Origin of the sequence: Sphingomonas sp. (assembly GCF_013816785.1) — a bacterium.
Lineage (GTDB): Bacteria > Pseudomonadota > Alphaproteobacteria > Sphingomonadales > Sphingomonadaceae > Sphingomicrobium.
The window spans coordinates 1-25,962 of record NZ_JACDDV010000032.1; the positions used below are offsets into that span (position 1 = coordinate 1).

Annotated in this window: 33 protein-coding genes; 12 read left to right on the plus strand and 21 right to left on the minus strand. The window is 63.6% G+C overall.

Translation table 11 applies throughout. The features are described from left to right. Window positions 1-455, minus strand: a 455-nt coding sequence (gene rplJ / locus H0W65_RS07895; protein WP_294006175.1) for a 50S ribosomal protein L10, incomplete at its 3' end; no start/stop codon positions are given. A gap of 289 nt (window positions 456-744) precedes the next feature. Continuing rightward, window positions 745-1,128, minus strand: coding sequence for a cupredoxin domain-containing protein (locus H0W65_RS07900; RefSeq protein ID WP_294006176.1), 384 nt, complete (start codon window positions 1,126-1,128; stop codon window positions 745-747). 122 nt (window positions 1,129-1,250) lie between these two features. Here H0W65_RS07900 and H0W65_RS07905 point away from each other — a divergent pair, with 122 nt between their 5' ends. Then, window positions 1,251-2,321: a metallophosphoesterase gene (locus H0W65_RS07905; protein WP_294006177.1), complete on the plus strand. Its 1,071-nt coding sequence runs from the start codon at window positions 1,251-1,253 to the stop codon at window positions 2,319-2,321. A gap of 26 nt (window positions 2,322-2,347) precedes the next feature. After that, complete coding sequence (locus tag H0W65_RS07910; protein WP_294006179.1) at window positions 2,348-3,364, plus strand: hypothetical protein; 1,017 nt, start codon at window positions 2,348-2,350, stop codon at window positions 3,362-3,364. On the opposite strand, the gene H0W65_RS07915 is transcribed toward H0W65_RS07910, so the two are convergent. Both H0W65_RS07915 and ppk2 read right to left on the minus strand, forming a co-directional pair. Further along, complete coding sequence (locus H0W65_RS07915) at window positions 3,361-4,035, minus strand: hypothetical protein (RefSeq protein WP_294006180.1); 675 nt, start codon at window positions 4,033-4,035, stop codon at window positions 3,361-3,363. The two genes, H0W65_RS07910 and H0W65_RS07915, sit on opposite strands and share 4 nt — an antisense overlap. A gap of 72 nt (window positions 4,036-4,107) precedes the next feature. Then, complete coding sequence (ppk2, locus tag H0W65_RS07920) at window positions 4,108-4,887, minus strand: polyphosphate kinase 2 (protein WP_294006182.1); 780 nt, start codon at window positions 4,885-4,887, stop codon at window positions 4,108-4,110. An 84-nt stretch (window positions 4,888-4,971) separates the two neighbouring features. Here ppk2 and gntA point away from each other — a divergent pair, with 84 nt between their 5' ends. Genes gntA through H0W65_RS07935 form a run of 3 tightly spaced genes read left to right on the plus strand, consistent with a single transcriptional unit; the run spans window position 4,972 to window position 7,119 of the window. Continuing rightward, window positions 4,972-5,658 (plus strand): guanitoxin biosynthesis heme-dependent pre-guanitoxin N-hydroxylase GntA, encoded by a 687-nt coding sequence (gene gntA / locus H0W65_RS07925; RefSeq protein WP_294006184.1) that lies wholly within the window; start codon window positions 4,972-4,974, stop codon window positions 5,656-5,658. Then, the gene (locus H0W65_RS07930) at window positions 5,648-6,229 is read left to right on the plus strand and encodes an urea carboxylase-associated family protein (RefSeq protein WP_294006186.1); all 582 of its coding nucleotides are present in this window, start codon (window positions 5,648-5,650) and stop codon (window positions 6,227-6,229) included. Before gntA ends, H0W65_RS07930 begins: the two co-directional genes overlap by 11 nt. Continuing rightward, window positions 6,226-7,119 (plus strand): ATP-grasp fold amidoligase family protein, encoded by an 894-nt coding sequence (locus tag H0W65_RS07935; RefSeq protein ID WP_294006188.1) that lies wholly within the window; start codon window positions 6,226-6,228, stop codon window positions 7,117-7,119. The genes H0W65_RS07930 and H0W65_RS07935 overlap by 4 nt, the downstream gene beginning before the upstream one ends. On the opposite strand, the gene rplA is transcribed toward H0W65_RS07935, so the two are convergent. The 3 genes from rplA to H0W65_RS07950 all read right to left on the minus strand — a co-directional run bounded on the left by rplA (window position 7,116) and on the right by H0W65_RS07950 (window position 9,015). Beyond that, window positions 7,116-7,811, minus strand: coding sequence for a 50S ribosomal protein L1 (gene rplA, locus H0W65_RS07940; protein WP_294006190.1), 696 nt, complete (start codon window positions 7,809-7,811; stop codon window positions 7,116-7,118). The two genes, H0W65_RS07935 and rplA, sit on opposite strands and share 4 nt — an antisense overlap. A 4-nt stretch (window positions 7,812-7,815) precedes the next feature. Further along, entirely contained in the window at window positions 7,816-8,247 is a 432-nt protein-coding gene (gene rplK / locus H0W65_RS07945; RefSeq protein ID WP_294006192.1) for a 50S ribosomal protein L11, read from the minus strand. A gap of 561 nt (window positions 8,248-8,808) precedes the next feature. Next, complete coding sequence (locus tag H0W65_RS07950; RefSeq protein ID WP_294006194.1) at window positions 8,809-9,015, minus strand: hypothetical protein; 207 nt, start codon at window positions 9,013-9,015, stop codon at window positions 8,809-8,811. 104 nt (window positions 9,016-9,119) lie between these two features. On the opposite strand from H0W65_RS07950, the gene H0W65_RS07955 reads away from it, so the two are divergent. The 4 genes from H0W65_RS07955 to H0W65_RS07970 all read left to right on the plus strand — a co-directional run bounded on the left by H0W65_RS07955 (window position 9,120) and on the right by H0W65_RS07970 (window position 11,199). Continuing rightward, window positions 9,120-9,281, plus strand: coding sequence for a hypothetical protein (locus H0W65_RS07955; RefSeq protein WP_294006196.1), 162 nt, complete (start codon window positions 9,120-9,122; stop codon window positions 9,279-9,281). A 28-nt stretch (window positions 9,282-9,309) separates the two neighbouring features. Beyond that, the gene (locus tag H0W65_RS07960; RefSeq protein ID WP_294006198.1) at window positions 9,310-10,302 is read left to right on the plus strand and encodes a restriction endonuclease; all 993 of its coding nucleotides are present in this window, start codon (window positions 9,310-9,312) and stop codon (window positions 10,300-10,302) included. A gap of 216 nt (window positions 10,303-10,518) precedes the next feature. After that, complete coding sequence (locus H0W65_RS07965; protein WP_294006200.1) at window positions 10,519-10,800, plus strand: type II toxin-antitoxin system Phd/YefM family antitoxin; 282 nt, start codon at window positions 10,519-10,521, stop codon at window positions 10,798-10,800. Window positions 10,801-10,911: 111 nt separating this feature from the next. Beyond that, entirely contained in the window at window positions 10,912-11,199 is a 288-nt protein-coding gene (locus H0W65_RS07970; RefSeq protein WP_294006202.1) for a hypothetical protein, read from the plus strand. A gap of 169 nt (window positions 11,200-11,368) precedes the next feature. Here H0W65_RS07970 and H0W65_RS07975 read toward each other — a convergent pair whose 3' ends face one another. From H0W65_RS07975 to H0W65_RS08020, 10 genes are all read right to left on the minus strand, one after another. Further along, window positions 11,369-12,889 carry a CpaF family protein gene (locus tag H0W65_RS07975; protein ID WP_294006204.1) on the minus strand — a complete coding sequence of 507 codons (1,521 nt, stop codon included), beginning with the start codon at window positions 12,887-12,889 and terminating at the stop codon, window positions 11,369-11,371. Between the two features lie 87 nt (window positions 12,890-12,976). Beyond that, window positions 12,977-14,104, minus strand: a complete 1,128-nt coding sequence (locus tag H0W65_RS07980; protein WP_294006206.1) for a glycosyltransferase family 2 protein — start codon at window positions 14,102-14,104, stop codon at window positions 12,977-12,979. 59 nt (window positions 14,105-14,163) lie between these two features. Then, a complete protein-coding gene (locus H0W65_RS07985) occupies window positions 14,164-15,657 on the minus strand; it encodes a hypothetical protein (RefSeq protein ID WP_294006208.1) in 1,494 nt (497 codons plus the stop codon). Window positions 15,658-15,671: 14 nt separating this feature from the next. Further along, window positions 15,672-15,932, minus strand: a complete 261-nt coding sequence (locus tag H0W65_RS07990) for an ATP synthase F1 subunit epsilon (RefSeq protein ID WP_294006210.1) — start codon at window positions 15,930-15,932, stop codon at window positions 15,672-15,674. Further along, the gene (locus H0W65_RS07995; protein ID WP_294006212.1) at window positions 15,932-16,114 is read right to left on the minus strand and encodes a glutathione S-transferase; all 183 of its coding nucleotides are present in this window, start codon (window positions 16,112-16,114) and stop codon (window positions 15,932-15,934) included. The genes H0W65_RS07990 and H0W65_RS07995 overlap by 1 nt, the downstream gene beginning before the upstream one ends. A gap of 3 nt (window positions 16,115-16,117) precedes the next feature. After that, window positions 16,118-17,620 carry a F0F1 ATP synthase subunit beta gene (gene atpD / locus H0W65_RS08000; RefSeq protein WP_294006214.1) on the minus strand — a complete coding sequence of 501 codons (1,503 nt, stop codon included), beginning with the start codon at window positions 17,618-17,620 and terminating at the stop codon, window positions 16,118-16,120. A gap of 27 nt (window positions 17,621-17,647) precedes the next feature. Next, window positions 17,648-18,532 carry a F0F1 ATP synthase subunit gamma gene (locus tag H0W65_RS08005; protein WP_294006216.1) on the minus strand — a complete coding sequence of 295 codons (885 nt, stop codon included), beginning with the start codon at window positions 18,530-18,532 and terminating at the stop codon, window positions 17,648-17,650. Further along, window positions 18,532-19,152 (minus strand): LysE family translocator, encoded by a 621-nt coding sequence (locus tag H0W65_RS08010; RefSeq protein WP_294006218.1) that lies wholly within the window; start codon window positions 19,150-19,152, stop codon window positions 18,532-18,534. Before H0W65_RS08010 ends, H0W65_RS08005 begins: the two co-directional genes overlap by 1 nt. 65 nt (window positions 19,153-19,217) lie before the next feature. Further along, window positions 19,218-20,747 (minus strand): F0F1 ATP synthase subunit alpha, encoded by a 1,530-nt coding sequence (gene atpA / locus H0W65_RS08015; RefSeq protein WP_294006220.1) that lies wholly within the window; start codon window positions 20,745-20,747, stop codon window positions 19,218-19,220. Between the two features lie 33 nt (window positions 20,748-20,780). After that, a complete protein-coding gene (locus tag H0W65_RS08020) occupies window positions 20,781-21,335 on the minus strand; it encodes a F0F1 ATP synthase subunit delta (RefSeq protein ID WP_294006222.1) in 555 nt (184 codons plus the stop codon). 202 nt (window positions 21,336-21,537) lie between these two features. On the opposite strand from H0W65_RS08020, the gene H0W65_RS08025 reads away from it, so the two are divergent. Further along, a complete protein-coding gene (locus H0W65_RS08025; RefSeq protein WP_294006224.1) occupies window positions 21,538-22,002 on the plus strand; it encodes a DUF1203 domain-containing protein in 465 nt (154 codons plus the stop codon). Here H0W65_RS08025 and H0W65_RS08030 read toward each other — a convergent pair. Continuing rightward, entirely contained in the window at window positions 21,999-22,460 is a 462-nt protein-coding gene (locus H0W65_RS08030) for a GNAT family N-acetyltransferase (protein ID WP_294006225.1), read from the minus strand. The two genes, H0W65_RS08025 and H0W65_RS08030, sit on opposite strands and share 4 nt — an antisense overlap. 70 nt (window positions 22,461-22,530) lie before the next feature. On the opposite strand from H0W65_RS08030, the gene H0W65_RS08035 reads away from it, so the two are divergent. Further along, window positions 22,531-23,565 carry a bifunctional transcriptional activator/DNA repair enzyme AdaA gene (locus H0W65_RS08035; RefSeq protein WP_294006227.1) on the plus strand — a complete coding sequence of 345 codons (1,035 nt, stop codon included), beginning with the start codon at window positions 22,531-22,533 and terminating at the stop codon, window positions 23,563-23,565. Continuing rightward, window positions 23,562-24,143, plus strand: a complete 582-nt coding sequence (locus H0W65_RS08040; protein ID WP_294006228.1) for a methylated-DNA--[protein]-cysteine S-methyltransferase — start codon at window positions 23,562-23,564, stop codon at window positions 24,141-24,143. Before H0W65_RS08035 ends, H0W65_RS08040 begins: the two co-directional genes overlap by 4 nt. 85 nt (window positions 24,144-24,228) lie before the next feature. Here the strand turns inward: H0W65_RS08040 and H0W65_RS08045 are convergent, their stop codons facing one another. The 3 genes from H0W65_RS08045 to H0W65_RS08055 all read right to left on the minus strand — a co-directional run. Then, window positions 24,229-24,588: a hypothetical protein gene (locus H0W65_RS08045; protein ID WP_294006230.1), complete on the minus strand. Its 360-nt coding sequence runs from the start codon at window positions 24,586-24,588 to the stop codon at window positions 24,229-24,231. A gap of 10 nt (window positions 24,589-24,598) precedes the next feature. Beyond that, on the minus strand, window positions 24,599-25,738 hold the full coding sequence (locus H0W65_RS08050; RefSeq protein WP_294006231.1) for a hypothetical protein: 1,140 nt from the start codon (window positions 25,736-25,738) through the stop codon (window positions 24,599-24,601). A 64-nt stretch (window positions 25,739-25,802) separates the two neighbouring features. Then, a partial coding sequence (locus H0W65_RS08055; RefSeq protein WP_294006233.1) for a hypothetical protein occupies window positions 25,803-25,962 on the minus strand: 160 nt, incomplete at its 5' end.

The window sequence follows — 25,962 nt, forward strand, 5'->3', positions numbered from 1 at the left end:
ATAGCGATGCGGGCAAGCTTGGTGGCGGGCGCCTGGATGAGGCCCACCAGCGTACCGCGCAGCTGATCGAGCGACGGAAGCGCGGCGAGAGCCTTGATCCCGTTCACGTCGAGCAGCTTATCGCCCATCGCCCCGCCAACGATCTCGAGACGATCGTTGGTTTTGGCGAAATCCACGGCGACCTTGGCGGCCGCGACGGGATCGACCGAAGTCGCGAGCGCGGTCGGACCGGTCAGCATGTCGCCGATCGGTCCATACTTGGTGCCCTCGAGCGCGATCAGGGCAAGCCGGTTCTTCGCAACCTTGAACTGGGCGCCGGCGTCGCGCATCTTCAAACGCAAGTCGGTGGACTGGGCCACCGTCAGGCCGAGATTGCGGGTGATCACTACCACGCTGGTCTCGGTGAAGACGCTCTTCAGCTCGGCAACCAGATCGGCTTTTTGCGAACGATCCATGCCATACTCCTTATCGGCCAAAGCGGTGCTTCGGCCGGGTCAAACAACCTCGCCGCCGATTGGCGACGAAGCAATTGTCCGCAGGGGCTGGATCAAGGGCGAAGGCTGGGCCGCCGCACGACCGGAACGCGAGGCGTCCCGTTTGAATTCCTGTCCCCGTCTAGGCCGCAAATTAAGCCCCTGACATGATCAAGGGCAGCGACTGTCTCGGACGGCTGTCATCTTCCGTGAGGAAGCGACGCCGCGTCCCTAGCGCTGCGGGGGCGAAAGTCAAGCGACGCGCGGGGCTTTAGCGAACGATGATCGCGCCCTTCATCCCGAATGCGCTGTGCAGGCGATGGGTGCATCTCACTTTGTAGCGGCCGGCCGCCGGCGCGACGAAATGAATCGTGCGCGCCTCGCCGCCGGGCACCTCGACGGCGCCGTCGCGGATCAGGGCGCGGTCGGGGGATGCGACCTGGATGCCGGCGAAGAAGTCGCTGGCGACGAAATTATGTCCGCCGCGAGCATCGTTGACTAGGCGCAGCACGTAGGCCTGTCCGCGGGCGAGCGGGATCGTCGCGGGCGTGAAGCGGAAATTGGTCATATGCACTTCGACGATCGGCGTGGCGCCTATCGAGGGCGCGGCGGCGGCGAGGAGCGGTAAGGCGACGAGCAAAAAGGCGATGCGCATAAGTGACGACTCCAACGAGTTGGACGAACTCCTGTTACCACAGGTGGGGCGGGTGATCACGCCCTGCGGCTTGACAAAACTACCCGTGCGCGCGCCAATCACTTGCCGATCGGGGGAACGCAATGCCGTCGAAGCTTTGGCCCATCGTCCTGTTGTTCGCCGCCTTGTTCCCCGGCGCCGCGCGGGCGCATGCACCCGCTCATCCCCCGTCGCCTCCTCCCCGGATCATTGCTATCGGCGACCTCCACGGTGACCACGACGCGTGGATCGCGATCGCGCGCGCTGCGGGAGCGGTCGACGGCAAGGGCCATTGGGCGGGCGGACGGGCCGTCCTGGTCCAGGTCGGCGACATCGTCGATCGAGGTCCCGCCAGCCTGGCCATCATCCATGACCTGATGCGGATCGAGAAGGAGGCTCGGCGACGCGGAGGCCGGGTGGTGGTGCTGATCGGCAACCATGAGGCCATGAACATGATCGGCGATCTGCGCTATGTTCATCCAGGCGAATATGCCGCCTTCGCGGACAGCGGCTCGGAGCGACGGCGGAGTCAGTTGTATGTGGCGCAGCGGGTCGCGATCGAGGCGGCGGCGAGGACGCGCGACCCCTCGGTGTCACCGGCGGCGGCCAAGGACGAATGGCTAAAGGCCACTCCGCTTGGCAAAATCGAGCATCGGCTGGCGTGGCGCCCGGACGGACCGCTCGGCCGTTGGACGCTGGGTCATGCCGCGGTCGTTAAAATCGGCGACAGCCTATTCGTCCATGGCGGGTTGAGCTCGGCCTTTGCAAATTTGACGATCGAGGAGATCAACCGCCGTGTCGCTGTAGCGCTAAACGCCCGGGACGAAGCGCCGACCGCAATCATCAACGACCCGATGGGCCCTTTATGGTATCGCGGGCTGGTCACCCGCGACGATCCGGACGCGCTCCCACCGCCCACAGGCGCTCCGCCGCGCCCGACCATTGCGCAAGAGGTCGACCAGATGATTACCGCCTATGGCGTCAAGCGGATCGTCGTCGGGCACACGCCGTCGCGCGCGGGGATCATCGCCGATCTGGGCGGCAAGCTGTGGCGTATCGATAGCGCCAATTCGAGCTATTACGGCGGGCCGCCGTCCTACCTCGAAATTACCGGCGACCGCGTCACGACGCACAAGGTGCCTCGCCCACCTGAGGCGTCAAAAGGGGGGAAATGATGAGCCGATATCGCGCTTGCCTGCTCATGACTGCCGCGTTCGCGGCCGCTCCAACGCTGGCTGAGACGCCGCCTAAGCCGCTATTCGCCAGCGACGATCCGATCCGGGTGACAATTACCGGCCCGATCGGCGCGATCGCTCGCGCGGCCGAGAATTCAACCACGCCTCGCGAAGCCACTCTGGCGATAGGCGGGACGAGCGAAACCTATCCGATCCGCCTGTCTGCGCGGGGCATTTCGCGACGGACCAAGGTCACCTGCCAGTTTCCGCCGCTGCGCGTCGATTTTACCGGGCGGCCGGCGGAAACTTCGCTGTTCGCGGGGCAGAGGCGGTTGAAGCTGGTCACGCACTGCCGCTCGAACGCCGCCTTTCAGCAGCATACGCTGCTTGAATACAGCGGCTATCGCATTCTCAACCTGCTCGACCCGCTCAGCTTTCGAGCACGGCTTGCGCTGGTCACCTACCTTGAGGCGGATGGCCGGCCCGTGACTCAGCGCATCGGGTTCTTCCTAGAGGATAAAAATGATGTTGCAAGCCGCAATGGTTATTACCCTGCAAACGTTGGCGACAGGATTTCGTTCGCGCAACTCGATCCTCGCCGAGCCGCGCGCATCGCTATGTTCCAATATATGATTGGCGACCTAGACTGGGCGATGATCGCTGGTCCGCGGGGCGAAGGCTGCTGCCATAACGTCCGCCTTTTGACGGCGGCGCCCGACCGTTTGCCTTATCATCCGATCACCTATGATTTCGATTATTCCGGATTGGTCGACGCGTCCTACGCTGTTCCGCCGGAGGGCTTCCACATCAGCAGCGTGCGCAACCGGGTGTATCGGGGGTATTGTCGCCACAATGGTGACGCCTTGGCGGTGGCCGCCGAATTTCGGGCCAAGCGACACCAAATCGAAGCAATCTTCGGTCAAATTCCGCAGATGGAGCAGCGCACGCGGGCCAAGGCGGTCGCCTATTTGGCGCGCTTCTTCGATGAAATCGCGACCGACGATAGTGTCCGGAGCAAGATCCTTAACCACTGCGTCGGCTAGATTGCTGGTCCGGGTGGCGGCGAGGCGGGTGGCGGGGGCGAAGCCAGGCCGTCGTCATCGAAGTCCATCATGTAGCGCTTCATCCCCTGCCGCTCGCCATATTCGCTGACCCACAAACCCAGGAAGCAATAGTTGAACGCCAGGCCCATCACCATCGCCAGTTCGACCGCGCCGATCCCTGCCGACAGGCCAATGCCGACCGTCAGTAGAATATAGAGCGCGTCTCCCGAGCTTTTGAGGCTGTTCTTGAACCGCACCGCACCGGCGATCCCGCCGAGCGCGAAGGCCAGCGACAGGCTGTGCTGGACGACGACTACGATCGAGGTGACGACCACCGGCAGGATGATGATCGAGCTGATCAGCGACTGGTCATATTCCTCGGCGGTGCGGGTCGACATATAGACCCAGCTGACCGGTAGCGCGGTCAGCAGCGCGCCGACGATCGCGGTAGTTAGCCAGCCGAGGCTCTGCCCCAGCGTTTTGACCTGAGAACTTTCAACCACCGTCTGAAGCGCGCTACCCTTGCCCCCCTCGGGATTGATCAGCTGCTCCGCCCCGCCGATCGGCAAGTAAGATCGAAACTCGGGAAAGCGCATCAGGATTAGCCAGCACAGGCCGAAGATGACGACGTAATAGACCGTCAATTGAACGAAAAGCCGCTGCGCGCGCATGACCCATTCCCCCCGCCAAGATGGACCGGCGAAGAACGGAGGCTAGGACATTTGCGCGCGATGGCAAGTCTGTCAGGCCGGCCGATACGGCGGCAAGGGCCGCAGCACTCGATAGCGCTCGCGGCCGCCTTGGCCTTCGATCGCCGGCCAGTCGATCTTCTTTATCGGCAGTTTGGTGTCGGGGAGGCGGTCAAGCAGGTCGCGCAGCAGTGTTACGCGGCCTTGCGCCTGGTCGTTGCTGTCGATCAGCGTCCACGGCGCCCATTCGGTATGGGTCGCCTCGAGCATCCGTTCGCGTGCCTCGGTGTAATCGTCGTAGCGGCCGCGCGCCTCGATATCGACCGGCGACAGCTTCCAGCGCCTCAAGGGATTGTTGAGCCGGTCGGCGAAGCGCTGTTCCTGCTTTTCTTGGTCGCAGCACAGCCAATATTTGAATAGATGGACACCGTCATCGACAAGGTGGCGTTCGAATTCCGGAACGGCCTTCAGAAAAGCTTCGGCTGCCTCGTGGCTGCAATATCCCATCACTCGTTCAACCCCGGCGCGGTTGTACCAGCTGCGGTCGAACAGGCTGATTTCGCCGCACGCGGGGAGGTGCGCGGCATAGCGCTGGAAATACCATTGACCCTGCTCGCGGCTGGTCGGGGCGGGGAGGGCAACGACGCGGCACTGGCGCGGGTTCAAGGTGCTAGAGAACATGTAGATCGATCCGCCCTTGCCGGCCGTGTCGCGGCCTTCGAACAGCACCACCAGCCGCTGTCCGGTCTCGGCGATCCATCGCGCGGCGTCGGACAGTTCATGCAGCAAGGGCTCGACTTGCTCCCGATATTCCGCCTCCGTAAGTGCCGCCATCGAAGCTCCCCTCCGTCCTCGCTCATTCAACAGCGCTAGCACGGCATATGCAACCTCGGTCCGCATCGGCTCGTTGGGCAGACCATGCTGACCGTTTCCAACGACATTTCCCATCCGCTGACGCAACGTTTCCGGGCGTTCGTCGACCATGCCGGTTTCCCTTGCGTCGGCGCCAAGGCGGCGCTCAATCGCGGCGGCATGCGGTTCGTCGTGGCGCGCGACTTTCGCTCGGCCTGGGACGATTTACGCATCCTCCCCGCCTTGCATGACCTCGCCAGGGCCTACCGCGCCGATCCGATATTGTTCCAGTCGCTGGTAGTGCTGTTCGAGCATGGCGCGCCGCGCGACGAGGCGGGATTCGAACGCAAGCTGTGGGCCCGGCTGCAATCGCTGAGCGACAAGGATGAGTGGCTCGGCCAGCCCGCCGATCCGCGTGTGGCGCACGATCCCGACGATCCGCATTTCGCGATGAGCTTCGGCGGTGAGGCATTCTTCGTCGTCGGGCTTCATCCGAATTCCAGCCGCCCGGCACGACGCTTCGATTGCCCGGCAATGGTGTTCAACCTCCACGACCAGTTCGAACGGCTGCGCGCCGAGGGTCGATACGACCGTTTGCGATCGACCATCCTCGACCGCGACCAGACGCTCGCCGGATCGGTCAACCCGATGCTGGCCCGCCACGGCGAATTATCTTCCGCGCGCCAGTACAGCGGGCGGGCTGTCGGCGAGGAATGGCGCTGCCCGTTCAGCGGGCGCTCCGATGCCGCATGAGATCGCGCCCCGCTCGGGGGTAGCCTTCGCGCTCGACAGGGGACAGCGCCTGAGCGTGATCGATCCCGAGGGCGGTCAGGTCGCCGATCTGCTCGCGTTCAACCGGGACGACATCGGCGAAGTCATTAGTTCGGGGCGGACCATCGACTACGCCAGCCGCCTTTACCTCTCCGCTGGCGATCCGCTCTACTCCAACCGCTCGAACGTCATGCTCGACATCGTCGAGGACGATGTCGGGCGCCACGATTTCTTGCTCACCCCGTGCAGCAAGGCGATGTTTCGGATCATCTACGGCGACGAGCAGCCGCATCAGGGCTGCTTCGGCAACCTCGCCGAAGCGCTCGCGCCTTATGGGGTTACCGAAGATATGATCCCGATCGCGTTCAACTGTTTCATGAACGTGCCGGTCGATGGCGCTACCGGCGAGATTGTTGTGCTGCCGCCGCTGTCGAAGGCCGGCGACCGGATTGTGTTCGAGGCGCGCATGGATCTTGTCATCGGCCTCACCGCATGCTCGGCGCTGCAGTCGAACGGTGGGTCGTTCAAACCGATCCATTGGGAGGTGGCGTGAACGCCTCGGTCGCGCTGGCACCGCCGCGGTTGCGGGGGAGATCGATCGACTGGGCGCGGCGGCGGGTCGAGCTAATCTATTGGTGGCGGCACGGTCGGTGGCCCGACCTCGATGCGCCGACCCGCTTCACCGAATGGGTCCAACGGCGCAAACTCCACGACCGCAGCCTGGCATTCGCCCGTCTGACCGACAAGCTCCACTCGAAGGTGCAGGCTAAGGCTGCGCTCGGCGCAGAGCATGTTATCCCGACCTTGTGGCACGGCACCTGCCTTCCCGCCGTCGCCCCGTGGCCATTCCCGTTTGTCGTCAAGGCCAACCACGGCTGCAACCAGTTCATCGTGGTGAGCGATCTGGACGATTATGTCGACGCGAAGCGGCGTTCCCCGGGCTGGCTGAAGCGAACCTATGGCGAGTGGCTCGACGAATGGCATTATCGCGCCGCCTTTCGAACGCTGCTGGTCGAGCCGTTCGTCGGTGGGCCGGGCGGTGAGTTGCCGCTCGATTACAAAGTCTATGTGTTCGGCGGCCGAGCCGAGGTGGTCCAGCTGCACGAGGGCCGCGGCGGCCGGCACCGCTGGACCCAGTTCGACCGCGACTGGCGACCGCTGTCGGTCGACCCGATTGCCGCGCCGCCGACCGCCTGCCTCGACCAGATGCTCGCCGCCGCCGAGTTGCTGGCGGGTAACGCGGACTTTCTGCGGGTCGACTTCTACTGCGTCGAGGATCGGCTGCTGTTCGGCGAATTTTGTCTCTATCCGGGCTCGGGGCTCGACCCGTTTCGCCCGGATTCGCTCGATCTCATGCTCGGCGAGAAATGGACCGCCGCGACGAAAAAGGCCGAAGCGTTTCCGCCCCGGCCCGTTCCTATCCTTATCGCCGAAGCCGCCTAGAGGCCGGTGAACTCGGCGGTGTCGACTTTGACGCCGGGGCCCATCGACGAACTCATCGCAACCTTCTGAACATATTTGCCCTTGGCGCCGGTCGGCCGGGCCTTGACGATGGCGTCCACGAAGGCGTCGAAATTGGCCTTCAAATCGGCCTCGGGGAAGCTCGCCTTGCCGATGCCGGCATGGATGATCCCGGCCTTTTCGACGCGGAACTCGACCTGGCCCGACTTGGCATCCTTGACCGCCTGACCGACGTTGGGGGTGACGGTGCCCAGCTTCGGGTTCGGCATCAGGCCCTTTGGACCCAAAACCTTGCCCAGCCGGCCGACGATGCCCATCATGTCGGGGGTGGCGATGACCCGGTCGAAATCCGAGCGGCCGCCCTGGATTTCCTCCATCAGATCCTCGGCGCCGACTACTTCGGCCCCCGCCTTGGTTGCTTCCTCGGCCTTGTCGCCGCGGGCGAAGACGGCGACGCGAACGTCCTTGCCGGTACCCTTGGGCAGGTTGACCACGCCGCGGACCATCTGGTCGGCGTGGCGCGGATCGACGCCCAGGTTGATCGCGATCTCGACCGTCTCGTCGAATTTCGAGGTCGCCAGCGACTTGACCAGGCCGATCGCCTCATCGACGCCATAGAGCTTTATCGGATCGACCTTCCCGGCCTGCAGCTTCAGCTTCTTGCTCTGTGCCATGTCCTTAGCCCTCCACGACCTGGAGGCCCATCGCGCGGGCGGAGCCTTCGATGATCTTGGTCGCCGCCTCGATGTCGTTGGCGTTCAGATCCTTCATCTTCGCGGTCGCGATTTCCGACAGCTGCGAACGGCGGATGGTGCCCGCGCTGATCTTGCCCGGCTCCTTCGAGCCCGACTTGAGCTTGGCCGCCTTCTTCAACAGGAAGCTCGCCGGCGGCGACTTGGTCTCGAATGAGAAGCTGCGATCCGCATAGACGGTGATCTTGGTCGGGATCGGCATGCTCTTTTCAAGGTCCTGCGTCGCGGCGTTGAACGCCTTGCAAAATTCCATGATGTTGACGCCGCGCTGACCCAAGGCGGGGCCGATCGGCGGGGACGGATTGGCGGCGCCGGCCGGCACCTGCAACTTGATATAGCCGGTAATTTTCTTGGCCATTTTGTCTCACTCTGTAGAGGGCGGCGCGGTTGAGCGCGGCGCCCGGTTCAAGCTTAGCGGTCCAAGCGGCAACCAAAGTTGCCTCCCGCGGCATGTTTCCAATCGCACGGTTGGAAGCGGCGGCCATTAGCAGAATGGCCGCCGAGCGCAAGGGCGCGAGCGGAGCGCGGGGGCTGCGTCGCAGGTGCGAATGTTCCCAATGTTCGCACTGACGAGGGCATCGCGGAGGGTCCCGCGCCGGCTGCAAAGTTGATGAAGTTGACGGTGGAGCGCGTTTTCGTAAACTTCGATACTTTGCTTGCGGCTGCCGTCATCGGGACGCGGTTGCGAGGCGGGCGGAATCGGGCTCATTCGCCCAGCATGTCAGTTGAAATCCTACATTGGAAGGGGGGCTAGCGGAGTCATGCCCCCTTGCGGTGTTCCTTCGCGTTACGCTGAAGCACGTCGCCGATCCGCGTCTGCCAACCCTGACTGAACCGAGGGCTCTGGCTCAAAGTATGACTTTGAGCCCAGCGAGGCGGAATGGCTTCAGCCCGGAGTGAATCCGGAAGCAACTCGCCCTTAGCTGCCGCCTTTGCGCCGCTCGTCGGGCTCCTTAGCAACCCCTTTGAACGGCTTGCCGTCCTGTTTGACGTCCATAAACTCGCCATCTTGTTCGCTGTCGTGATCGCGATTGCGTTTCACATGCTGATCGGTCTTCGGATTTTCGACCTGCGTGCGCTCGTCGACCGCGCCTTCGCGGTGGCCTTCGCCGGTATTCTTCGCCACGATCCAACTCCTCTTCCCAAGTGGATTCAACGGCAAAGTTCCCTGAATGTTCCGAACTTGCGGCAGCGACGGGAATGTTTAGGCTGGCATGGTTAGGGGGTAGCGTGAACAAGCTTTTCTATGGCGATAATCTCGACGTGCTGCGCGAGCATATTGCGGGCGAGAGCGTCGATCTTGTCTATCTCGATCCGCCGTTCAATTCGAACACCAACTACAACATATTGTTCATCGACTTGGCGAGCGTCGAGCGCGCGGAACAAGCATGAAAACAAAACTAGCAGGGTCGCTGATCTGATGGCGCAGGAACAAGTCGTTTGGGGCATTCACATGACTGGGGTGCGCGACGATGCTCCAATCATTGGAAATTACATTGCGATCGGTTGGCGTGAGCTGGGCGATCCAAGCAGAATTGCGCCGAACCGAAGCGCCTTCAAAGCGGCCTACGCGACGACTTATCCCAGTTCGAAACCCGGCACGATCCCGGTTTCGGCCGGCTCCATCTTCAGGTTCATTCATGAAATGAACGTTGGCGAAATTGTCGTTTATCCGTCGAGGCACAACCGCATGATCAACATCGGTCGCGTCACCGGCGAACATGAGTACGTACAATCCCCGGGCGAGGAATATCCCAATCGACGCTCCGTCGAATGGCTGCGCCATGTAAGCCGTGAACAATTCCCTCAAAGCGCGCTGTACGAAATCGGCTCGGCCATCACTCTATTTAGCGTGACGACACATGCCGACATATTTCTTGCGGCGCTTGCCGGCGACGTGGTGTCGAACGCAGTCGGGGGCGATGACGACACGGCTGCGGCGATTGCCGAGCAGCTTGAGGAAAGCACCGAAGATTTCATCATCAAGCGATTGAAGGAGGCACAGTCCTCTTACGAATTCGAGCAGTTCGTGGCTCACTTACTGCAATGCATGGGTTACCACGCTCGCGTTACGAAGGCATCGGGTGATGGGGGCGTGGAAGTAATCGCGCACCGTGACGAGCTTGGGTTTGAGCCGCCGATAATCAAGGTTCAATGCAAGCAGACTCTCGGCAACAGCGGGCGGCCTGACGTGCAGAAGCTCTTCGGCGCGATTGAGCAGGGCGAGATGGGGCTTTTCGTCACGCTCGGGTCATTTTCGCCGGATGCGCGAGTCTATGAGCAAGCAAAATCCAACCTGCGCTTGATCGATGGGCGGACGCTCGTGGAACTTATCTACACCCACTATGAGCAGTTCTCGCCCAGGTATCAGTCACTCGTGCCGTTGAAGAGGACTTACACCGTCGGCGTTTGACGGAAGAACTCGGATCGCACTTTTCAGGTCGGCTAATGCGACATTCCGTTCGACGATCCCGCCAACGTCAAGCGGGTGAAGGAGGAGGCTGGGGGAGGCAGGGCACGAGTACTCTAGGCTTGATTTTTCCGATAATCCAGACTATTCGGCTTTTCAAGACTTCGTTGTCCACGGTAGGCTGCCTGTTCCGGCAGCGGCGGAGTCGAGGAGAGAAATATGACGGAACCGCTTGTTGCGGTCTCGGCCAAGCAGGTTGCGGGCAAGTTTGGATATTATACCGACGAGGCGATGCTTCATCCGGTGGGTATCCAGCGGCACGGCGTAACGCGCGTCGTGATGCTCTCACTCAAGGAATATGAGCGCCTCCTACGCCGGGATCGCCAGGTTCTCCATGTGAGGGACCTCGACGAAAATGACCTCGAAACCATCCGGACCGCCGAACCATCCGAGCGATCAAAAGCGGTCGACCACCTTATGGACGATACCGGAGCCAGCTGACGTTATCAGCTATTCCTATCTGTGGGCACGCGAAGCCGCCGCAGGCCAGGAAGAAGGACTGAAGGATCGTCCTTCGGTGGTCATCTCGCCAAGATAATCGACGGCGATCAGGTGCAACTGCTGGTCGCGCCGATCACGCATTCGACGACCGCTCCCGATGAAGGCGTGCCAATCCCGCCGGCAGTCAAGCGCTACCTGGGCCTGGACGACGATCCGAGCTGGATCGTGACGACCGAACTCAATCGCTTCATCTGGCCAGGCCCGGATATTCGTTCCGCCAAGGATTCGGATACGCCGCTTTATGGCGCCATTCCGGCGAAGCTTTTCGAACAGGTCAAGCTGCAGATCTCAGCGCACGCGAAGCAGGGCCAAGTGGCCGTGTCCAAGCGAACGGAGTAGCAGCGGATGGTGGTAGGTTGGATGGCCCCCGCGCACGCGAGGGGCCGTCACGGAGTGAATCCGTGACGTCGGTCGGGCTGGGCTGAGCCCACCCGCCGGCCGGCCTCGCCAACTCTTCGCGCTGCTGGCGATTGCGGTGCAATCGCAGCGCTGCGCTCGGCGGCTCAGGCTACAGGCAGGCTTCCAGGTACGGCTGGTCGAAGCCGTATTGCTTGGCCTTTTCGAGTGAGTAGGGGCGCAGCCCCATCGAGCGATATTCGCCGAGGATTTTGCCGTCGGCGGTTTCGTCGAGATATTCGAATTTGAACAATTCCTGGGTAACGATGACCTCGCCCTCCATGCCGATCACCTCGGTGATGTTGGTCGTGCGGCGTGAGCCGTCGCGGAGGCGCTTGACCTGGACGATGAGGTCGACCGAGTCGGCGATCTGGCGGCTGATTGCTTCCTTGGGGATTTTGATGTCGCCCATCATCACCATGTTTTCCATGCGCGCCAGGCACTCGCGCGGGCTGTTCGAGTGGAGCGTCGCCATCGAGCCGTCGTGACCGGTGTTCATCGCCGCCAGGAGATCGAAACATTCCTGGCCGCGAATTTCGCCGAGGATGATGCGGTCGGGACGCATGCGCAGCGCGTTGATGACGAGGTCGCGGATGGTGATCGCGCCCTGGCCCTCGAGGTTCGGCGGGCGGGTTTCGAGCGGGAGCCAGTGCGGCTGCTGCAGGCGAAGCTCGGCCGCGTCCTCGATGGTAATGACGCGCTCGCCGGGGTCGATCATTTTCGACATGGCGTTGAGCATGGTCGTCTTGCCCGAGCCGGTGCCGCCGGAGATGACGACGTTCATGCGGCTGGCGCCAGCGATCTTGAGCACCGTCGCCATCTTCTCCGACATCGAGCCGAAGCCGCGCATCATGTCGAGGGTGATCGGTTTTTCGGAGAATTTGCGGATCGAGATGGCGGTGCCGCGCAGCGACAGCGGCGGGATGATGACGTTGACGCGGCTGCCGTCCTGAAGGCGGGCGTCGGCGAGCGGGGTGGTCTGGTCGACGCGGCGGCCGACCTTGTTGACGATGCGTTGAGCGATCTGGAACAGATGCTCCTCGTCGCGAAACTGGATTTGGGCGAGTTGCAGCTTGCCCTTGCGTTCGATGAAGCACTGGTCGGGGCCATTGACCATGATGTCGCTGACCGACGGATCGGCGAGCAATTCCTCAAGCGGGCCGAGGCCGAGCAGTTCGTCGACCAGCACTTTTTCCAGCGCGAACTGCTCGCGCCGGTTCAAGTTGATCTTCAACTCGCCGAGCACTTCGCCGATGATCGGTCGGAATTCCTCGGCCAGCTCGTCCTTGCCGAGCGTCGCCGCGGCTTCGGGATCGACCCGTTCGAGCAGGCGGGGAAGCACCTGCTCCTTGATGCGGTGGACCGAGGCTTCGAAGCCCTCGGCCTTCATGCTGCCCTGCTCGCCGCTCGAGTTCTGGCGCGCGGTCAGGCGGTCCATCGCGCCGACCGGCGCGCCGGGCTCGGCCGGTTCATCGGTGTCGGGGGCGAATTCCTCAACCGGCGGGAACTGCTCGCCGCCGCCTGCACCCTTGGCGCTACCCTTCATCGGGCGAGCGACGCCGAAAGACGGGCGCTGCCCGCCGCCGCCGCTGCTGCCGCCGCTGATGCCGTTGCGTTTGCCGAATGCGTTCATAACCGACGGACCCCAGTCTCATTCACTCAAGAGAATGGTCATGGTGAATAAGGCCCAAACTTTGAGAAAAGACTAATTTGGGTAAGCTTATCGCCGGGCCCAGGTAATCCAGCCGCTGGCGACATAGTTCCATACCGAGCCGACGATCGCGCCGGAGATGCCGGCCAGCGCCCAGCCGTGGAACTGCTCATAGACCAGGCTGCCGATGCCGACGTTGGCGAACGCGCCCAGCGAGCAAACCAGGTAGAAGCTGATGAGGCCCCGGAACCAGGCGGCACCCTTCAGCTGGCGGTCGCGGTAGGTGAAGCGGTTGTTCAGCGCGAAGTTGAAGGTCATCGCCCCTACCACGGCCATCGCCTGCGCATAGGAAAAGGCCAGCCCGAGCAGGCTAAGCGCGCCGTCGAGCAGGGTGAGGTGGACGGCGACACCGAGCACCCCGATCGCGCCGAACTGTACCAGTTTGACCGGAACGAAGCGGCCGATGGTCTTGTCGAGCAGCAGTTCGATATATTCGAGCGCGACCATCCCGTCCAATTTGCTGGTCCCCGACTGGCGAGTGCCGAAGGTGTAGCCGATCTCGGCCACGGCGAGCGGGCGGGGCGACGAGGCGACGAGATCGAGCAAAATCTTGTAGCCGACGTTGCTCAAGTTAGGCGCGGCTTCCAGCAACACGTCCCGGCGGACCGCGAACAGGCCGCTCATCGGGTCGCTCAGCCGGGTTTTCATGATTGGGGAGGCGAGCGAGGTCGCGAGGCGGCTGATCTTCAATCGCCCGGCATCCCATTCGCCGGTCGAGCCGCCGGCCCGGTAGCGGGTGCCGATCGCTAGCTCCTTCCCGTCCCGGGCGATGGCGCGGAACAGGTCGGGCAAGATGCTCTCGTCATGCTGAAGGTCGGCGTCGATCACCGCGATAACCGGGGTGGTCGAAGCCAGCGCACCTTCGACCACCGCCGACGACAGGCCGCGGCGGCCGACACGGCGGATCATGCGCACGCGGCGGTCGGCTTGCGAGATGGTGGTCAGAAGCTCGGGCGTGCCGTCGGTCGAGCCGTCGTCGACGAAGATCGCCTCCCACTCGATCCCGGCGAGCGCGGCGCCGAGCTTTTCGAGCAGCGGCTCGACATTACCGACCTCGTTCAGGGTGGGGACGACCACGCACAGCTCAAGCGGCGCCTCGTGGACGGCGGAACGACGATCGACGGTCTGCTGCAGCATGGAAAAGCCAACCCCCACGAAAGAGGGTAACACCCAAGCAGCTTAAGGTAAAAGCAATGTTAATTCGTCGGAGGCGGAAGGTCGCTGCGCTGCCAGATCCGCAGCGTTGCGATGTCGGGATCGGCATTGGGCGAAACACTCGCAACGATGCGATAATCGCGGGCCAGGCGCTCAGCGACCAGTGCTTCGACATCGCGGCTGTGGTTTGGGCGCTGGCTGTCCTGCGTCACGACGACTGCGGGACGTGAGTCGAATATTCTCCGAACTTCACCGCGCTGGTCGATGCCGATCGCGCCGGCCTCCGACGCGAGGGTCAGATGGTAGGGGAAAAGATAGCGTGTCGTCCGGCACGCCGGACTCACGGCATAGAGCGCCGCGGGGCCGTTGACGAGGTAGATGCAGCCGCCCTGACGGGCCGTCTCGACGCGGTCCGCCGCTGCATCGAAGTCAAGGCGCGCGCTGCGATTGCGGGCCAAATTGGTCATGTCACCCTGGATCAGCGCGAACGCCGCTAACGCAGCAAACAGGAGCCTGCCGGCGGGCCGGTCAAACGCGCTTGCGGCGGAAATCGCCAGAGGCACGATCAGGGGCAGCGCATAATGGGGAAAGAAGTTTGGCACGAGCAAATAGCCAGCCAGTGAGGCGATGATCCACCCCGGGATCAGGCGCTGTCGGACGGGATCTGTGCCGCCACGACGACGCGTAATCGCGCCGAGACCGGCAAAGACGATCAGCGCGAGCATGAAAAGCAGCAAATATTCGACCCCCGCCAGCCGCGATTCGAATATCAACTTGGTCTTGGCGAAATTCGAGATGTAGGCGGCATAGCCATAGGCGGCGACCGCGTCGCCGCCGCGCGTCGCGAACAGCGCGAAGGCGGCCAGGGTCGGCAGCAGGGCGAGGCCAATCATCGTCGCCGCGCCGCTGGCAAGGCGCCGCCATGACTCGCCCTCGCGGTGCAACAGCCTAAGGAAGGCCAGACCGAAAAAGGTGCCTTCGGCAACGCTGACCTGCTTGACGACCAAGGCGAGGCCGCTCAGCGCTATCGCCCAGAAGGCGCAGTGCCTGATCCTGTTTCGGTCGCTGCTTCCCGATACGCTAAGCAAGAGCGCCCCCGCGCCCGCAATGAACAAATTATAGAAAATCGGTGACTGGCCGGACTGGCCGCCAAAGGATGGAAGGACCAGCAAATAGGCCAAGCCGGCCATGGTCGCGCCCGCCGGACGGGCAAACGTCAGCGCTGCCCAACGCACGGTCCAGGCGGTCGCCGCGGCGAAGACGGTAGCGGCGAGCTGCATCGCTACAATCGAATTACTTATGCCAGTAATCGCGCCAAATATCAGGAACAGGCCGACTGGCTTGCGATCCCAGATGTCCAGCACCGGCCAGTCGCCGTTCCACATCGATCGGCCGACCAGCCAATAGAATTGGTCGTCCATGTCGGTTAGCGGATTGCCGTAAGTAACGACGCGGGTCGCGATCGCGACGGCAAGGATCAGCAATGCCGCCGGGAGTGACCGCGAAAAGAGGCCCGCGCCGCGGTCGTCGCGCACGGCAACCGGCTGGCTCAGGCGCCAGCGCTCTCGGCGAGGATGGTCAGGCCCTTGCCGCTGACTTCGGCAAACCCGCCCGAGACGGCGATGCTCTCCGGTTGGGCGCCCTGGGTCTTGTAGACTTTGAGCTCGCCGTCCTTGACCACGGTCATCACCGGCGCATGCCCGGCCATCGCGCCGAAGTCGCCTTCGACGCCGGGCACGACGACCATGTATACGTCTTCCGACCGGACCAGCTTTTCCGGGGTTACGAGTTCGAAGTGAAGATCGGGCATCAATCCTTGCCCGCGATCACCGCGTCGAAGGCCGTGCGGGCTCTATCGAACTTGTCGCGGCAGCCGGTGTTGCAGAAACCAACTACCTTGCCGTTGTAGAGGGTCAGGCTGTCCGCGCTGACGGGGTCACCCGACCAGGGGCAGGTACGGTTTACGCAGTCTTCAAGTTTCAGAGCGTCCATGATTTATGCCTCGTGCGCCATTTTCTCGGCCTTAGCTACCGCTTCGTCGATCCCCCCGACCATGTAGAAGGCACTTTCGGGGAGGTGGTCATATTCGCCCGAGACGACGGCCTTGAACGAGGCGACGGTGTCTTCGACCTGGACGAATTTGCCGGGGATGCCGGTGAACACTTCGGCGACGTGGAACGGTTGGCTGAGGAAGCGCTGGATCTTGCGCGCGCGGCCGACGACCAGCTTATCCTCTTCGCTCAGTTCGTCCATGCCGAGGATGGCGATGATGTCCTGCAGGCTCTTATACTTCTGCAGCGTCTCCTGAACCGCGCGGGCGACCTCATAATGTTCCTGGCCGACGACCGACGGGGTCAGCACGCGGCTGGTTGAATCGAGCGGATCGACCGCGGGGTAGATGCCGAGCTCGGAGATGGCGCGGCTCAATGTGGTGGTCGCGTCCAAATGGGCGAAGCTGGTGGCGGGGGCCGGGTCGGTCAGATCGTCGGCGGGAACGTAGATCGCCTGGACCGAGGTGATCGAGCCCTTGTTGGTCGAGGTGATCCGCTCCTGTAACTGGCCCATGTCGGTCGCCAGCGTCGGCTGATAACCGACCGCCGAGGGGATGCGGCCGAGCAAAGCCGACACTTCCGAGCCCGCCTGGGTGAAGCGGAAGATGTTGTCGACGAAGAACAGCACGTCCTGGCCTTCCTCGTCCCGGAAATATTCGGCTTGAGTGAGGCCCGAGAGCGCGACGCGGGCGCGGGCGCCCGGCGGCTCGTTCATCTGGCCGAACACCAGCGCGACCTTGGAGCCTTCGGACGTGGCGTTGCCGTCCTTGTCCTTGGCGATGACCCCGGCGTCGAGGAATTCGTGATAGAGATCATTGCCCTCGCGGGTGCGCTCACCGACGCCGGCGAACACCGAAACGCCGCCGTGGCCCTTGGCGATGTTATTAATCAGCTCCTGGATCAGCACGGTCTTGCCGACGCCGGCGCCGCCGAACAGGCCGATCTTGCCGCCGCGCGCATAGGGCGCGAGCAGGTCGATGACCTTGATCCCGGTGACCAAGATCGCGCTCTCGGTCGACTGGTCGACGAACAGCGGGGCTTCGGCATGGATCGGGGCGGTCTTCTTGTGGCCGATCGGACCGCGCTCGTCGATCGGCTCGCCAATGACGTTCATGATGCGGCCGAGCGTCTCGGGACCGACCGGCACGCGGATCTGCGATCCGGTGGCGTTGACGCGCTGGCCTCGCGTCAGGCCCTCGGTCGCGTCCATGGCAATCGTGCGGACGATATTCTCGCCGAGATGCTGGGCGACTTCGAGCACCAGCCGGCGGCCGTTATTCTCGGTCTCCAGTGCGGCGAGGATCGGCGGAAGCTCGCCCTCGAACGCGACGTCGACAACCGCGCCGATGATCTGCGCGATCGAGCCGACGAGGTTGCCCGAAGCAGGCGCGGTGGTTTCAGCAGCGGCCTTCTTGGCCTTGGGCTTGGCGGGGGCGGCGGTGGCCATGATTGGTTTCCTCAGCTTTGCGTGCGGTTAGAGCGCTTCGGCGCCCGAGATGATTTCGACGAGTTCGGTGGTGATCGCGGCCTGGCGCTGGCGGTTGTAGGCGATCGACAGTTTGTTGATCATGTCGCCGGCGTTACGCGTGGCATTGTCCATCGCGGTCATTTGCGACCCGTAAAAGCCGGCGGCATTTTCGAGCAGCGCGCGATAGATCTGGACGGTAATGTTCTTAGGTAAGAGTGCGGCGAGGATTTCCTCCTCATCGGGCTCATATTCGACCGCGGCGGCGGCGGGACCGGCCTTGGCCTGATCGGCTTCGGGCAGCGCGACCGGAATGATCTGGTCAACCGTCGGCTCTTGCAGCAGTGTCGAGCGGAAATTGGCGTAGGCAAGGTGCGCGACGTCGAACTGGCCGCCGTTGAAGCGGGCGATCAAATCGTCGGCGATCGCCTGCGCATTGGCATAGCCCGGCGCCTTCATCGCGCTAGTGTCGTGCTGCGCGACGATGCCCTTGGGATAGAAGCGGGCGATCGGCGGGCGTCCCTTGCGACCGACAATGTAGAAGATGACTTTCTTACCGGCGGCTTCGAGTTCCTCGGCCTTGCGGCGCGCGGCGCGGACGATGTTGGTGTTGAACGCACCGGCGAGACCGCGGTCGCCGGACGCGACGACGATCAAATGGGTGTCGTCCTTGCCCGTCCCGGCGAGCAGCTTGGGGCTTTGCGGACCGACGGTGACGCGCGACCCCAGGCTAGCGACGACCTCGGCCATGCGCGCCGAATAGGGACGGCCCGCCTCGGCGTTCGACTGGGCACGGCGCAGCTTCGCCGCGGCGACCATCTTCATCGCCTTGGTGATCTTCTGCGTCGACTTCACCGAGCCGATGCGAAGCTTGAGGGACTTCAACGTTGGCATCAGTGGCTCCTGCTGAACGCGACGCGGGCCGCTATGCCCATCAGTCCAACGCCGATCAGTCCTTCTATCCAACGGAAGAAATTCGACCGGCCAATGCGATTGCCTGCGCTTTGAACGCCTATCGCGACGATTGTCAGCCAAATGAAGTTGATCAGGCCATTGACCGCGATCAGGGCCACGCCAATGAACGGTGCATTAGGTCCGTTGCCGGCGAATTGGGGGATGGCCGCCAGGAAGAAGAGCGCAATCTTCGGATTCAAGACATTGCTGATGAGGCCCTGCCTGAACGGCGATCCTTCTGCGGTCGCAACCGCCTGCGGCCCCTCGCCAGCAAAAGCCGAGCGCACCATCTTGAAACCGATCCACGCAAGGTAAGCCGCGCCGGCGACCTTCACGATTGTATAAACCGTGGGCTGGGCCGAGAGCAGTTTGATCAAGCCAAAGCCGAACAGAGCGGCATACCAGAGATTGCCCACGCCAATGCCGAGCGCGACGAAAATGCCGGCGCGGCGTCCCCGCTTTATAGTCTGGGCGACGACGAGCGCGGTGTCGGGTCCCGGCGAGACGGTCGCGACCGTCGCGAGCGCGACCCACGCAGCAAAAATCGCCAGCAGGCTCATGCTGATAGACCCTCGGATCCTTGAGCCTTGGGCCCGGCAAGAAGAGCGCACATAGCGAGCATTGCTTAAGCGAACTGCTTGCCGAACGCGGCGAGCGCGTCCTTCAACTTGGCGGTGGTGTCGTCGTCGAGCGCCTTGGTGTCGCGGATGGACTTCAGCACGTCGGCATGATCCGAGCGGAGATAGCTCAGCATCGCCGCTTCGTAGCGGGTGACGTCCTTGGTCTCGACCTTGTCGACATAGCCCTGCGTGCCGGCGAAAATCGAGGCGACCTGCTCCTCGATCGGCATCGGCTGATATTGCGGCTGCTTGAGCAGCTCGGTCAGGCGGGCGCCGCGGGCGAGCAGTTTCTGGGTCGAGGCGTCGAGGTCGCTGCCGAACTGGGCGAAGGCGGCCATTTCGCGATACTGGGCGAGCTCGAGCTTGATCGAGCCGGCGACCTTTTTCATCGCCTTGGTCTGCGCGGCCGAGCCGACGCGGCTGACCGAAAGCCCCACGTTGATCGCCGGACGAACGCCCTGGTAGAACAAGTCGGTCTCAAGAAAGATCTGGCCGTCGGTGATCGAGATGACGTTGGTCGGGATGTAGGCCGACACGTCGCCCGCCTGGGTCTCGATAATCGGCAGCGCGGTCAGCGAGCCGTTGCCGTTGTCGTCGTTCATCTTGGCGGCGCGCTCGAGCAAGCGGCTGTGGAGATAGAAGACGTCGCCGGGATAGGCTTCGCGGCCCGGCGGGCGACGCAGCAGCAGCGACATCTGGCGATAGGCGACCGCCTGCTTCGACAAATCGTCATAGACGATGACGGCGTGCTTGCCGTTGTCGCGGAAATATTCGCCCATCGCGCAGCCGGTGTAGGGCGCGAGGAACTGCAGCGGGGCGGGCTCCGATGCGGTCGCGGCGACGACGATGGTATATTCCATCGCGCCATTTTCCTCGAGCGCGCGAACGATCTGGGCGACGGTTGAGCGCTTCTGGCCGATCGCGACGTAGATGCAGTAGAGTTTCTGGCTCTCGTCGTCGCCCGAATTGGCCGCCTTCTGGTTGATGAACGTGTCGAGGGCGACCGCGGTCTTGCCGGTCTGGCGATCGCCGATGATCAGCTCGCGCTGGCCGCGGCCGACCGGGACCAGCGCGTCGAGCGCCTTGAGGCCGGTCTGCACCGGCTCATGGACCGACTTGCGCGGGATGATGCCCGGCGCCTTGACCTCGACGCGGCTGCGCTGGTCGGTCTTGATCGGACCCTTGCCGTCGATCGGATTGCCGAGCGCATCGACCACGCGGCCGAGCAGGCCCATGCCGACCGGAACGTCGACGATCGTGCCGGTGCGCTTGGCGGTCGAGCCTTCCTTGATGCCGGTGTCCGAGCCGAAGATGACGACGCCGACATTGTCGGCCTCGAGGTTCAGCGCCATGCCCTTCACGCCGCCGTCGAATTCGACCATTTCGCCCGCCTGGACGTTGTCGAGCCCGTGGATGCGGGCGATGCCGTCACCGACCGACAATACGCTGCCGACTTCGGACACCTCGGCGTCGGCGTCGAAATTCGCGATCTGGTCGCGGATGACGCGGGAAATTTCAGCGGCGCGGATGTCCATCGATTAGCCTTTCTCGGAGCTTTTGCGCGGGGACTAGCCCCGCATCGCCTGGGCGAGCGTGTTGAGTTTGGTGCGGATCGACGCGTCGATCATCTGGCTGCCGAGCCGGACGACGATGCCGCCGAGGATGTTGGGGTCGACCTTCGCGTCGATCGCGACGTCGCGACCGACCCGGGCCTTCAGCTTGGCCTTGAGCTCGGCGACCTGGGCATCGTCGAGCGGATGAGCGGTGGTCACTTCTGCGCTTGTCTCGCCGCGATGGCCGGAGGCCAAGGTGCGGACCGCGCGGATGACGTTCTTGAGTTCGCCGAGCCGGCCGTTCTTGGCGAGAACGCGGAGGAAATTGGCGGTGATCGGGTCGACGCCGAGCGTTGGGATCAGTGCCGCGATCGCCTTGGCGGCGTCGACGCGGCCGACTAGCGGGCTCGATACCAGCGCGCGGAAATCGCTCGATTGGGCCAGCGCCACCTCAAGCGAATCGAGGCTGCGCGTCACCGCGTCGATCTGCTGTTGGTCACGGGCGAGGCCGAACAAAGCGAGGGCGTAACGCCCCGCTAGGCTGGCCTGAATGCCGCCGGATGTCTCCACGCGCTCGAAGCTCCAGACAAAAGAATTTGGTCCATGCATTGAATAGGGCACAGCAGAAAACTGCGGCCCCCATGGGTTGGCGCGCCCCTAGCAACAGGCGCTCCGCGATGCAAGGCGGGTCGCGGGCATTTGAGCGCAAGCGGCGGGAAGCGGGATCGATTGCCTGGCGCCTAAAGGGGCGAGGACAATTGGAGAAGCGAACATGAGCTACACGATCTGCGGGCTGTCACCCGCCAGCTTCGACCACCTGCTTCACGCCAGCGACGACGAGCTGGCTCGTCACGGCGCGCTGCGCATGACCGCCGACGCGCGGTGGTGTTTCCCGTGCCGAGTTACGCTCGACGATGCCGAGATCGGCGAAACGCTGATCCTCACCAACCACATCTCGCACGATGATGGCCCGTATCGCGCCAGCCACGCCATCTTCGTCAGCGAATCGGCGAGCGAGCCGGCGCAGTATGTCGACAGCGTCCCGCCAGCGCTCGGCCGGCGCGTCTTGTCGGTCCGCGCGTTCGGCCCGGACGGGTTGATGACCGATGCCGCGCTGGCCCAGCCGGGCGAGGCCGACGGTGTATTTCGCCGAATGTTCGAGGACCCGGCGGTCGATCATCTCGACGCCCACAACGCGATCCGCGGCTGTTTTGCCGCGCGGGTCGAGAGGAGCTAGATTTCCTTGGTGAAGAACAGCGTCCAATTGGTGTCAAGGTAATCGCCGAAGGGCTTGCAACCTTCGAATCCCTCGCGCTCGTAGAGGCGGATGGCGGCGGCGAAGTCGCTAGCCGATCCAGTTTCGAGGCTCAGGCGCGTCATACCCATCTCCCGCGCCGTCGCGGCCAGATGGTCGAGCATCGCTCCGCCTACTCCGCGCCCCAGCGCACCTTCGGCCGTCCGCATCGACTTGATTTCGCCGTGCCGCTCGCCGATGCGCTTCAGAGCGCCGCAGCCGAGGAGCACATCGCCTTCGCGCAGGGTGAAGAAGCGGATCCCCGGATCGGGGAGCGAGTCCAGTGGCAGGACATGGCATGCTTCGGGCGGCGAGCTGTCCTGCATTGCCGCGAAATGCCTGGAGAGCAGCACGCGGACATCGTCGCGGTCGAGCTCGCCTTCCAACATGGTCCAGGTCATATTTATTCGCTTTGAAAGCAAGAGCCGGGAAGCGCGACCTAGACCGCTCGCTTATGATAGGTCCATGCTGATGCGAACAATTGACATCGACGCCGCTTGGACAGCTTTCGAGCTCCGCGACCGTAGCTGGGACGACCGGGTGATCGGCGCGGTCACGACGACCGGCATCTACTGCAAGCCGAGCTGCCCGGCGCGCCGGCCAAAGCGCGAGCATGTCGAATTCTTCCTCGACGGCGAGGCCGCGCGGGGGGCCGGCTATCGCGCCTGCCTTCGCTGCCGCCCCGACGAGGTGGGGCGCGACCGCGAGGCGGTGGCCAAGGCGGCGCAACTGATCGAACAGGCAGAAGAACCGCCGCGCTTGGCCGAGCTTGCCGCCGCGGTCGGCTATGCGCCGCACCATTTCCAGCGGCTGTTCACGCGCGACATGGGGGTATCGCCGGCCGCCTACGCCCGCGCGCTCCGCGCCCGCCGCGCCGAGGAGCATTTGCAAGAGGACAAGCCCGTGACCGATGCCATCTACGACGCCGGCTATGCCGCGCCGAGCCGCTTTTATGCCGACGCCAAGGAACGCCTCGGCATGACTCCATCCGCCTGGCGCGACGGCGGGCGCGGCGAGACGATTCGCTGGACGATCGCCGACAGCGCGCTCGGCCCGATGCTGGTAGCCGCAACCCACAAGGGCATTTGCCGCTTGTCGTTCGACGAAGACCAGACCGAGCTTCATCGCCGATTCCCTCATGCCACGATCATTCCCGACGATGGCGCGATGACGTCCCTCGTCGAGGGCGCGCTGTCCGCCGTGGAACGACCGGCGGCCATGCCCAACCTGCCGCTCGACGTCGCCGGGACCGCGTTTCAGGAAGCCGTGTGGCAGGAATTGCGGCGTATTCCGGCGGGCGAGACCCGCAGCTATGCGGACATCGCCGCCGCGGTCGGCAACCCGGCGGCAGTCCGCGCGGCGGGATCGGCCAATGGCGCCAACAATGTCGCGGTGCTGATCCCGTGCCACCGGGTCATCCGCAGCAACGGCGCGCTCGGCGGCTATGCTTATGGGCTGGAACGCAAACGACGGCTGCTCGAAGCAGAGGAGCGCAAGAGCGGATGACGGTCGATTCGAGTCCCGAGGCGGTCCAGATCGCGTCGGCGTGGCGTGACGGTGGGCGCGGCGAGACAATCCGCTTTGTAGTCACCGACAGCCCGCTTGGCCAGTTGCTGGTCGCGGCGACTTCCAAGGGCATCTGCCGCCTGACCTTCGACGAAGACGAGAGCGCGCTGCGGCGCCGCTTCCCCAACGCCGACATCCGCGCCGACGACGGGACGATGAGGCCGTGGGTCGAAAGCGCGCTGTTGGCGATAACGGAGCCTTCGGCCGCGCCCGACCTGCCGATCGATGTTCGAGGCACCCCGTTCCAGGAAGCGGTGTGGCGCGAGCTGTGCAACATCCCGTTGGGCCAGACGCGGAGCTATGCGGACATCGCCGCCGCCGTCGGCCAACCCGGCGCCACGCGCGCCGTCGGCACCGCCAATGGGTCGAACCCGGTCGCGGTGCTGGTGCCGTGCCACCGCGTGATCCGCTCGGACGGCTCGATCGGCGGCTATGGCGGCGGCCTCGATCGCAAGAAGAAGCTGCTCGCCGCCGAAGGAATCGTCGAGCGCGCTCCACAGCTGCCCTGGGCAGAATAGCGGCTTTCGGGGCCACCGCCGTCGCGACAACCAAATGGCCCGGGCAGTGGGGAGTGGTGATCGATTAGGTGGCGAATTTGCCGGTTCAGGTGCCTCCGGCCGCCTTAGCCGCCCTCAATTGCTTCATTTGCTGTTGCGCGGCTTCACGGCGCGGCGACTTGTGCGGGGAGTTGGCGACCGGCATCAGCCAGGCGATTGCCTCATCATAGCGCTTTTCCCGGGCCAACTGATCGACCAGCAACTGCCGGGAGCCATTGTCGCGTGGGAGCAGGCTTACCGCCTGCATCAGGCCATCGACGGCCGCTGGTGGGGGAGCTTCGCCGTTTAGGCTGAAGCTTTGATAATAGGCCAACAGCGGCCGCGGATCGTCAGGATCGGAGCGATTGGCCCGGACCGCCATCGCCCGCGCCCGGACAACAAGCTGCTTGCGGCCGTCCCCGGTCATGGCAGCCGCCCTACGGGACAGGAGCAGGGGACTTCATCGTCAGGCCGCCGCGATCGCTCGGGCGGATCGCTAACAGCCGATCGGCCGCTGCTTCGGATTCCGCGATATTGCCTTGGGCATATTCCGCCTCGGTCAACAGTCGCTGGGCAAAGGGATCGCTGGGGAAGCGGGCCGTCTTGTCCCGAATCCGCGCCAGGTTGCGCTGCCGACTGCCTTGTTCTTCCTTGCGGTCGGACGCTTTTTCAAACTCGGACAAATCGTCATCGTCGAAGGCGATGGTCTCGGGGATAAGCTTCGCTTCGCCTTCGGACAGGATGCGGGTGTCCCGAATGACAGGTTGGGCGATATCGACTTTGACCGGCCGATATTGGAAGCTGCCCGCAGTGACATAACGATGTGCCTCGCGGTTGAGTGCGGTCAGGTCCCCGAAAACAGTCGCCGCGTCGGCCATGCTTTTCCCCTTGCTCAGAGCGGCGAGATATTGGCGAAATTTGGCCGAACGCTTGCTGTCGAATGTAAGGAAATGGGTCAGCGCCCACCCCTGTCCGTAAGTGTCCAGATAGACGATTTTCTCCTTGGTCAGCAGCTCCTGGAGCGGCACCCAATAGGCGTTGATTTCATGGCCTCGGTGGAGGGCAGGGGTGCCGTATCCGATGCGGCCGTCATCCATCATCTTGCTGGAGCCGATCAGCTCGGCGAATCCTTCAACGTACCAGCTAGGGTAGATGGCCGGAAAATATTGAAGCATGAAGTGATGGGCATATTCGTGATGCAGCACGAGTTTGGGCGTGAAATAGCGACCGCCCTCGCCGGTCTTCCGCGGTGTAACCAAATAAGGGCCAAGCGCATTGCTACTGTAGAAGCCGGCGATGCCGCTGCCCGGCGCGTTGAGCGCCTTTTGCACTTCGTCCAGTCCAGCGACCTCATAAATGCGGACCTTGACCGGCCAATCTTCCTTCGTCCCGGTCACCATCCGCATCAGCTTGTCGTAGCTTTCGAGGCGCGCGGCGAATTTCTCGACCTCAGCCGGGCTACTTTCGCTGAAGATGCGAAAATGCGCGGTTTCCATTTCGCGCCATTCGGCGGCTGCCGGGCGGGCCACCAATATCGTCCCGGCCAAAACAACGATCGACTTGCCAAAATATCCCATGATCCCTCCGTTTCGGCCGCTAGAAGTTATCGTGTCGGCCGGCCGGTGCAAGGTTCTTCTGGGGTTACAGGAAACTATAGGGGTCAACATCGACCGCGACGCGCACTTTGGCGCTCCAGTCGAGCGCGCCGAGCCAGTCGCGGATGACGTCCTGGACGTCGAGCTTGCGCGCTGCGTGAACTAGGAGGCGCTGGCGGTGGCGACCGCGCAGCATCGCCAAGGGG

Bases quoted from the DNA above. Each gene is read 5' to 3' on its own strand.
- H0W65_RS07910 (WP_294006179.1), top strand. From the start codon at position 2,348: ATGACTGCCGCGTTCGCGGCCGCTCCAACGCTGGCTGAGACGCCGCCT.
- H0W65_RS08040 (WP_294006228.1), top strand. From the start codon at position 23,562: ATGACGGTCGATTCGAGTCCCGAGGCGGTCCAGATCGCGTCGGCGTGG.
- H0W65_RS07975 (WP_294006204.1), bottom strand. From the start codon at position 12,889: ATGAACGCATTCGGCAAACGCAACGGCATCAGCGGCGGCAGCAGCGGC.
- atpA (WP_294006220.1), bottom strand. From the start codon at position 20,747: ATGGACATCCGCGCCGCTGAAATTTCCCGCGTCATCCGCGACCAGATC.
- H0W65_RS07980 (WP_294006206.1), bottom strand. From the start codon at position 14,104: ATGCTGCAGCAGACCGTCGATCGTCGTTCCGCCGTCCACGAGGCGCCG.
- H0W65_RS08025 (WP_294006224.1), top strand. From the start codon at position 21,538: ATGAGCTACACGATCTGCGGGCTGTCACCCGCCAGCTTCGACCACCTG.
- H0W65_RS07915 (WP_294006180.1), bottom strand. From the start codon at position 4,035: ATGCGCGCGCAGCGGCTTTTCGTTCAATTGACGGTCTATTACGTCGTC.
- H0W65_RS08045 (WP_294006230.1), bottom strand. From the start codon at position 24,588: ATGACCGGGGACGGCCGCAAGCAGCTTGTTGTCCGGGCGCGGGCGATG.
- H0W65_RS08030 (WP_294006225.1), bottom strand. From the start codon at position 22,460: ATGACCTGGACCATGTTGGAAGGCGAGCTCGACCGCGACGATGTCCGC.
- rplK (WP_294006192.1), bottom strand. From the start codon at position 8,247: ATGGCCAAGAAAATTACCGGCTATATCAAGTTGCAGGTGCCGGCCGGC.
- H0W65_RS08050 (WP_294006231.1), bottom strand. From the start codon at position 25,738: ATGGGATATTTTGGCAAGTCGATCGTTGTTTTGGCCGGGACGATATTG.
- rplA (WP_294006190.1), bottom strand. From the start codon at position 7,811: ATGGCACAGAGCAAGAAGCTGAAGCTGCAGGCCGGGAAGGTCGATCCG.
- H0W65_RS07960 (WP_294006198.1), top strand. From the start codon at position 9,310: ATGGCGCAGGAACAAGTCGTTTGGGGCATTCACATGACTGGGGTGCGC.
- H0W65_RS08005 (WP_294006216.1), bottom strand. From the start codon at position 18,532: ATGCCAACGTTGAAGTCCCTCAAGCTTCGCATCGGCTCGGTGAAGTCG.
- atpD (WP_294006214.1), bottom strand. From the start codon at position 17,620: ATGGCCACCGCCGCCCCCGCCAAGCCCAAGGCCAAGAAGGCCGCTGCT.
- H0W65_RS07990 (WP_294006210.1), bottom strand. From the start codon at position 15,932: ATGCCCGATCTTCACTTCGAACTCGTAACCCCGGAAAAGCTGGTCCGG.
- H0W65_RS07905 (WP_294006177.1), top strand. From the start codon at position 1,251: ATGCCGTCGAAGCTTTGGCCCATCGTCCTGTTGTTCGCCGCCTTGTTC.
- H0W65_RS07965 (WP_294006200.1), top strand. From the start codon at position 10,519: ATGACGGAACCGCTTGTTGCGGTCTCGGCCAAGCAGGTTGCGGGCAAG.
- gntA (WP_294006184.1), top strand. From the start codon at position 4,972: ATGCTGACCGTTTCCAACGACATTTCCCATCCGCTGACGCAACGTTTC.
- H0W65_RS07930 (WP_294006186.1), top strand. From the start codon at position 5,648: ATGCCGCATGAGATCGCGCCCCGCTCGGGGGTAGCCTTCGCGCTCGAC.
- H0W65_RS08010 (WP_294006218.1), bottom strand. From the start codon at position 19,152: ATGAGCCTGCTGGCGATTTTTGCTGCGTGGGTCGCGCTCGCGACGGTC.
- H0W65_RS08035 (WP_294006227.1), top strand. From the start codon at position 22,531: ATGCGAACAATTGACATCGACGCCGCTTGGACAGCTTTCGAGCTCCGC.
- H0W65_RS07995 (WP_294006212.1), bottom strand. From the start codon at position 16,114: ATGGACGCTCTGAAACTTGAAGACTGCGTAAACCGTACCTGCCCCTGG.
- ppk2 (WP_294006182.1), bottom strand. From the start codon at position 4,887: ATGGCGGCACTTACGGAGGCGGAATATCGGGAGCAAGTCGAGCCCTTG.
- H0W65_RS07900 (WP_294006176.1), bottom strand. From the start codon at position 1,128: ATGCGCATCGCCTTTTTGCTCGTCGCCTTACCGCTCCTCGCCGCCGCC.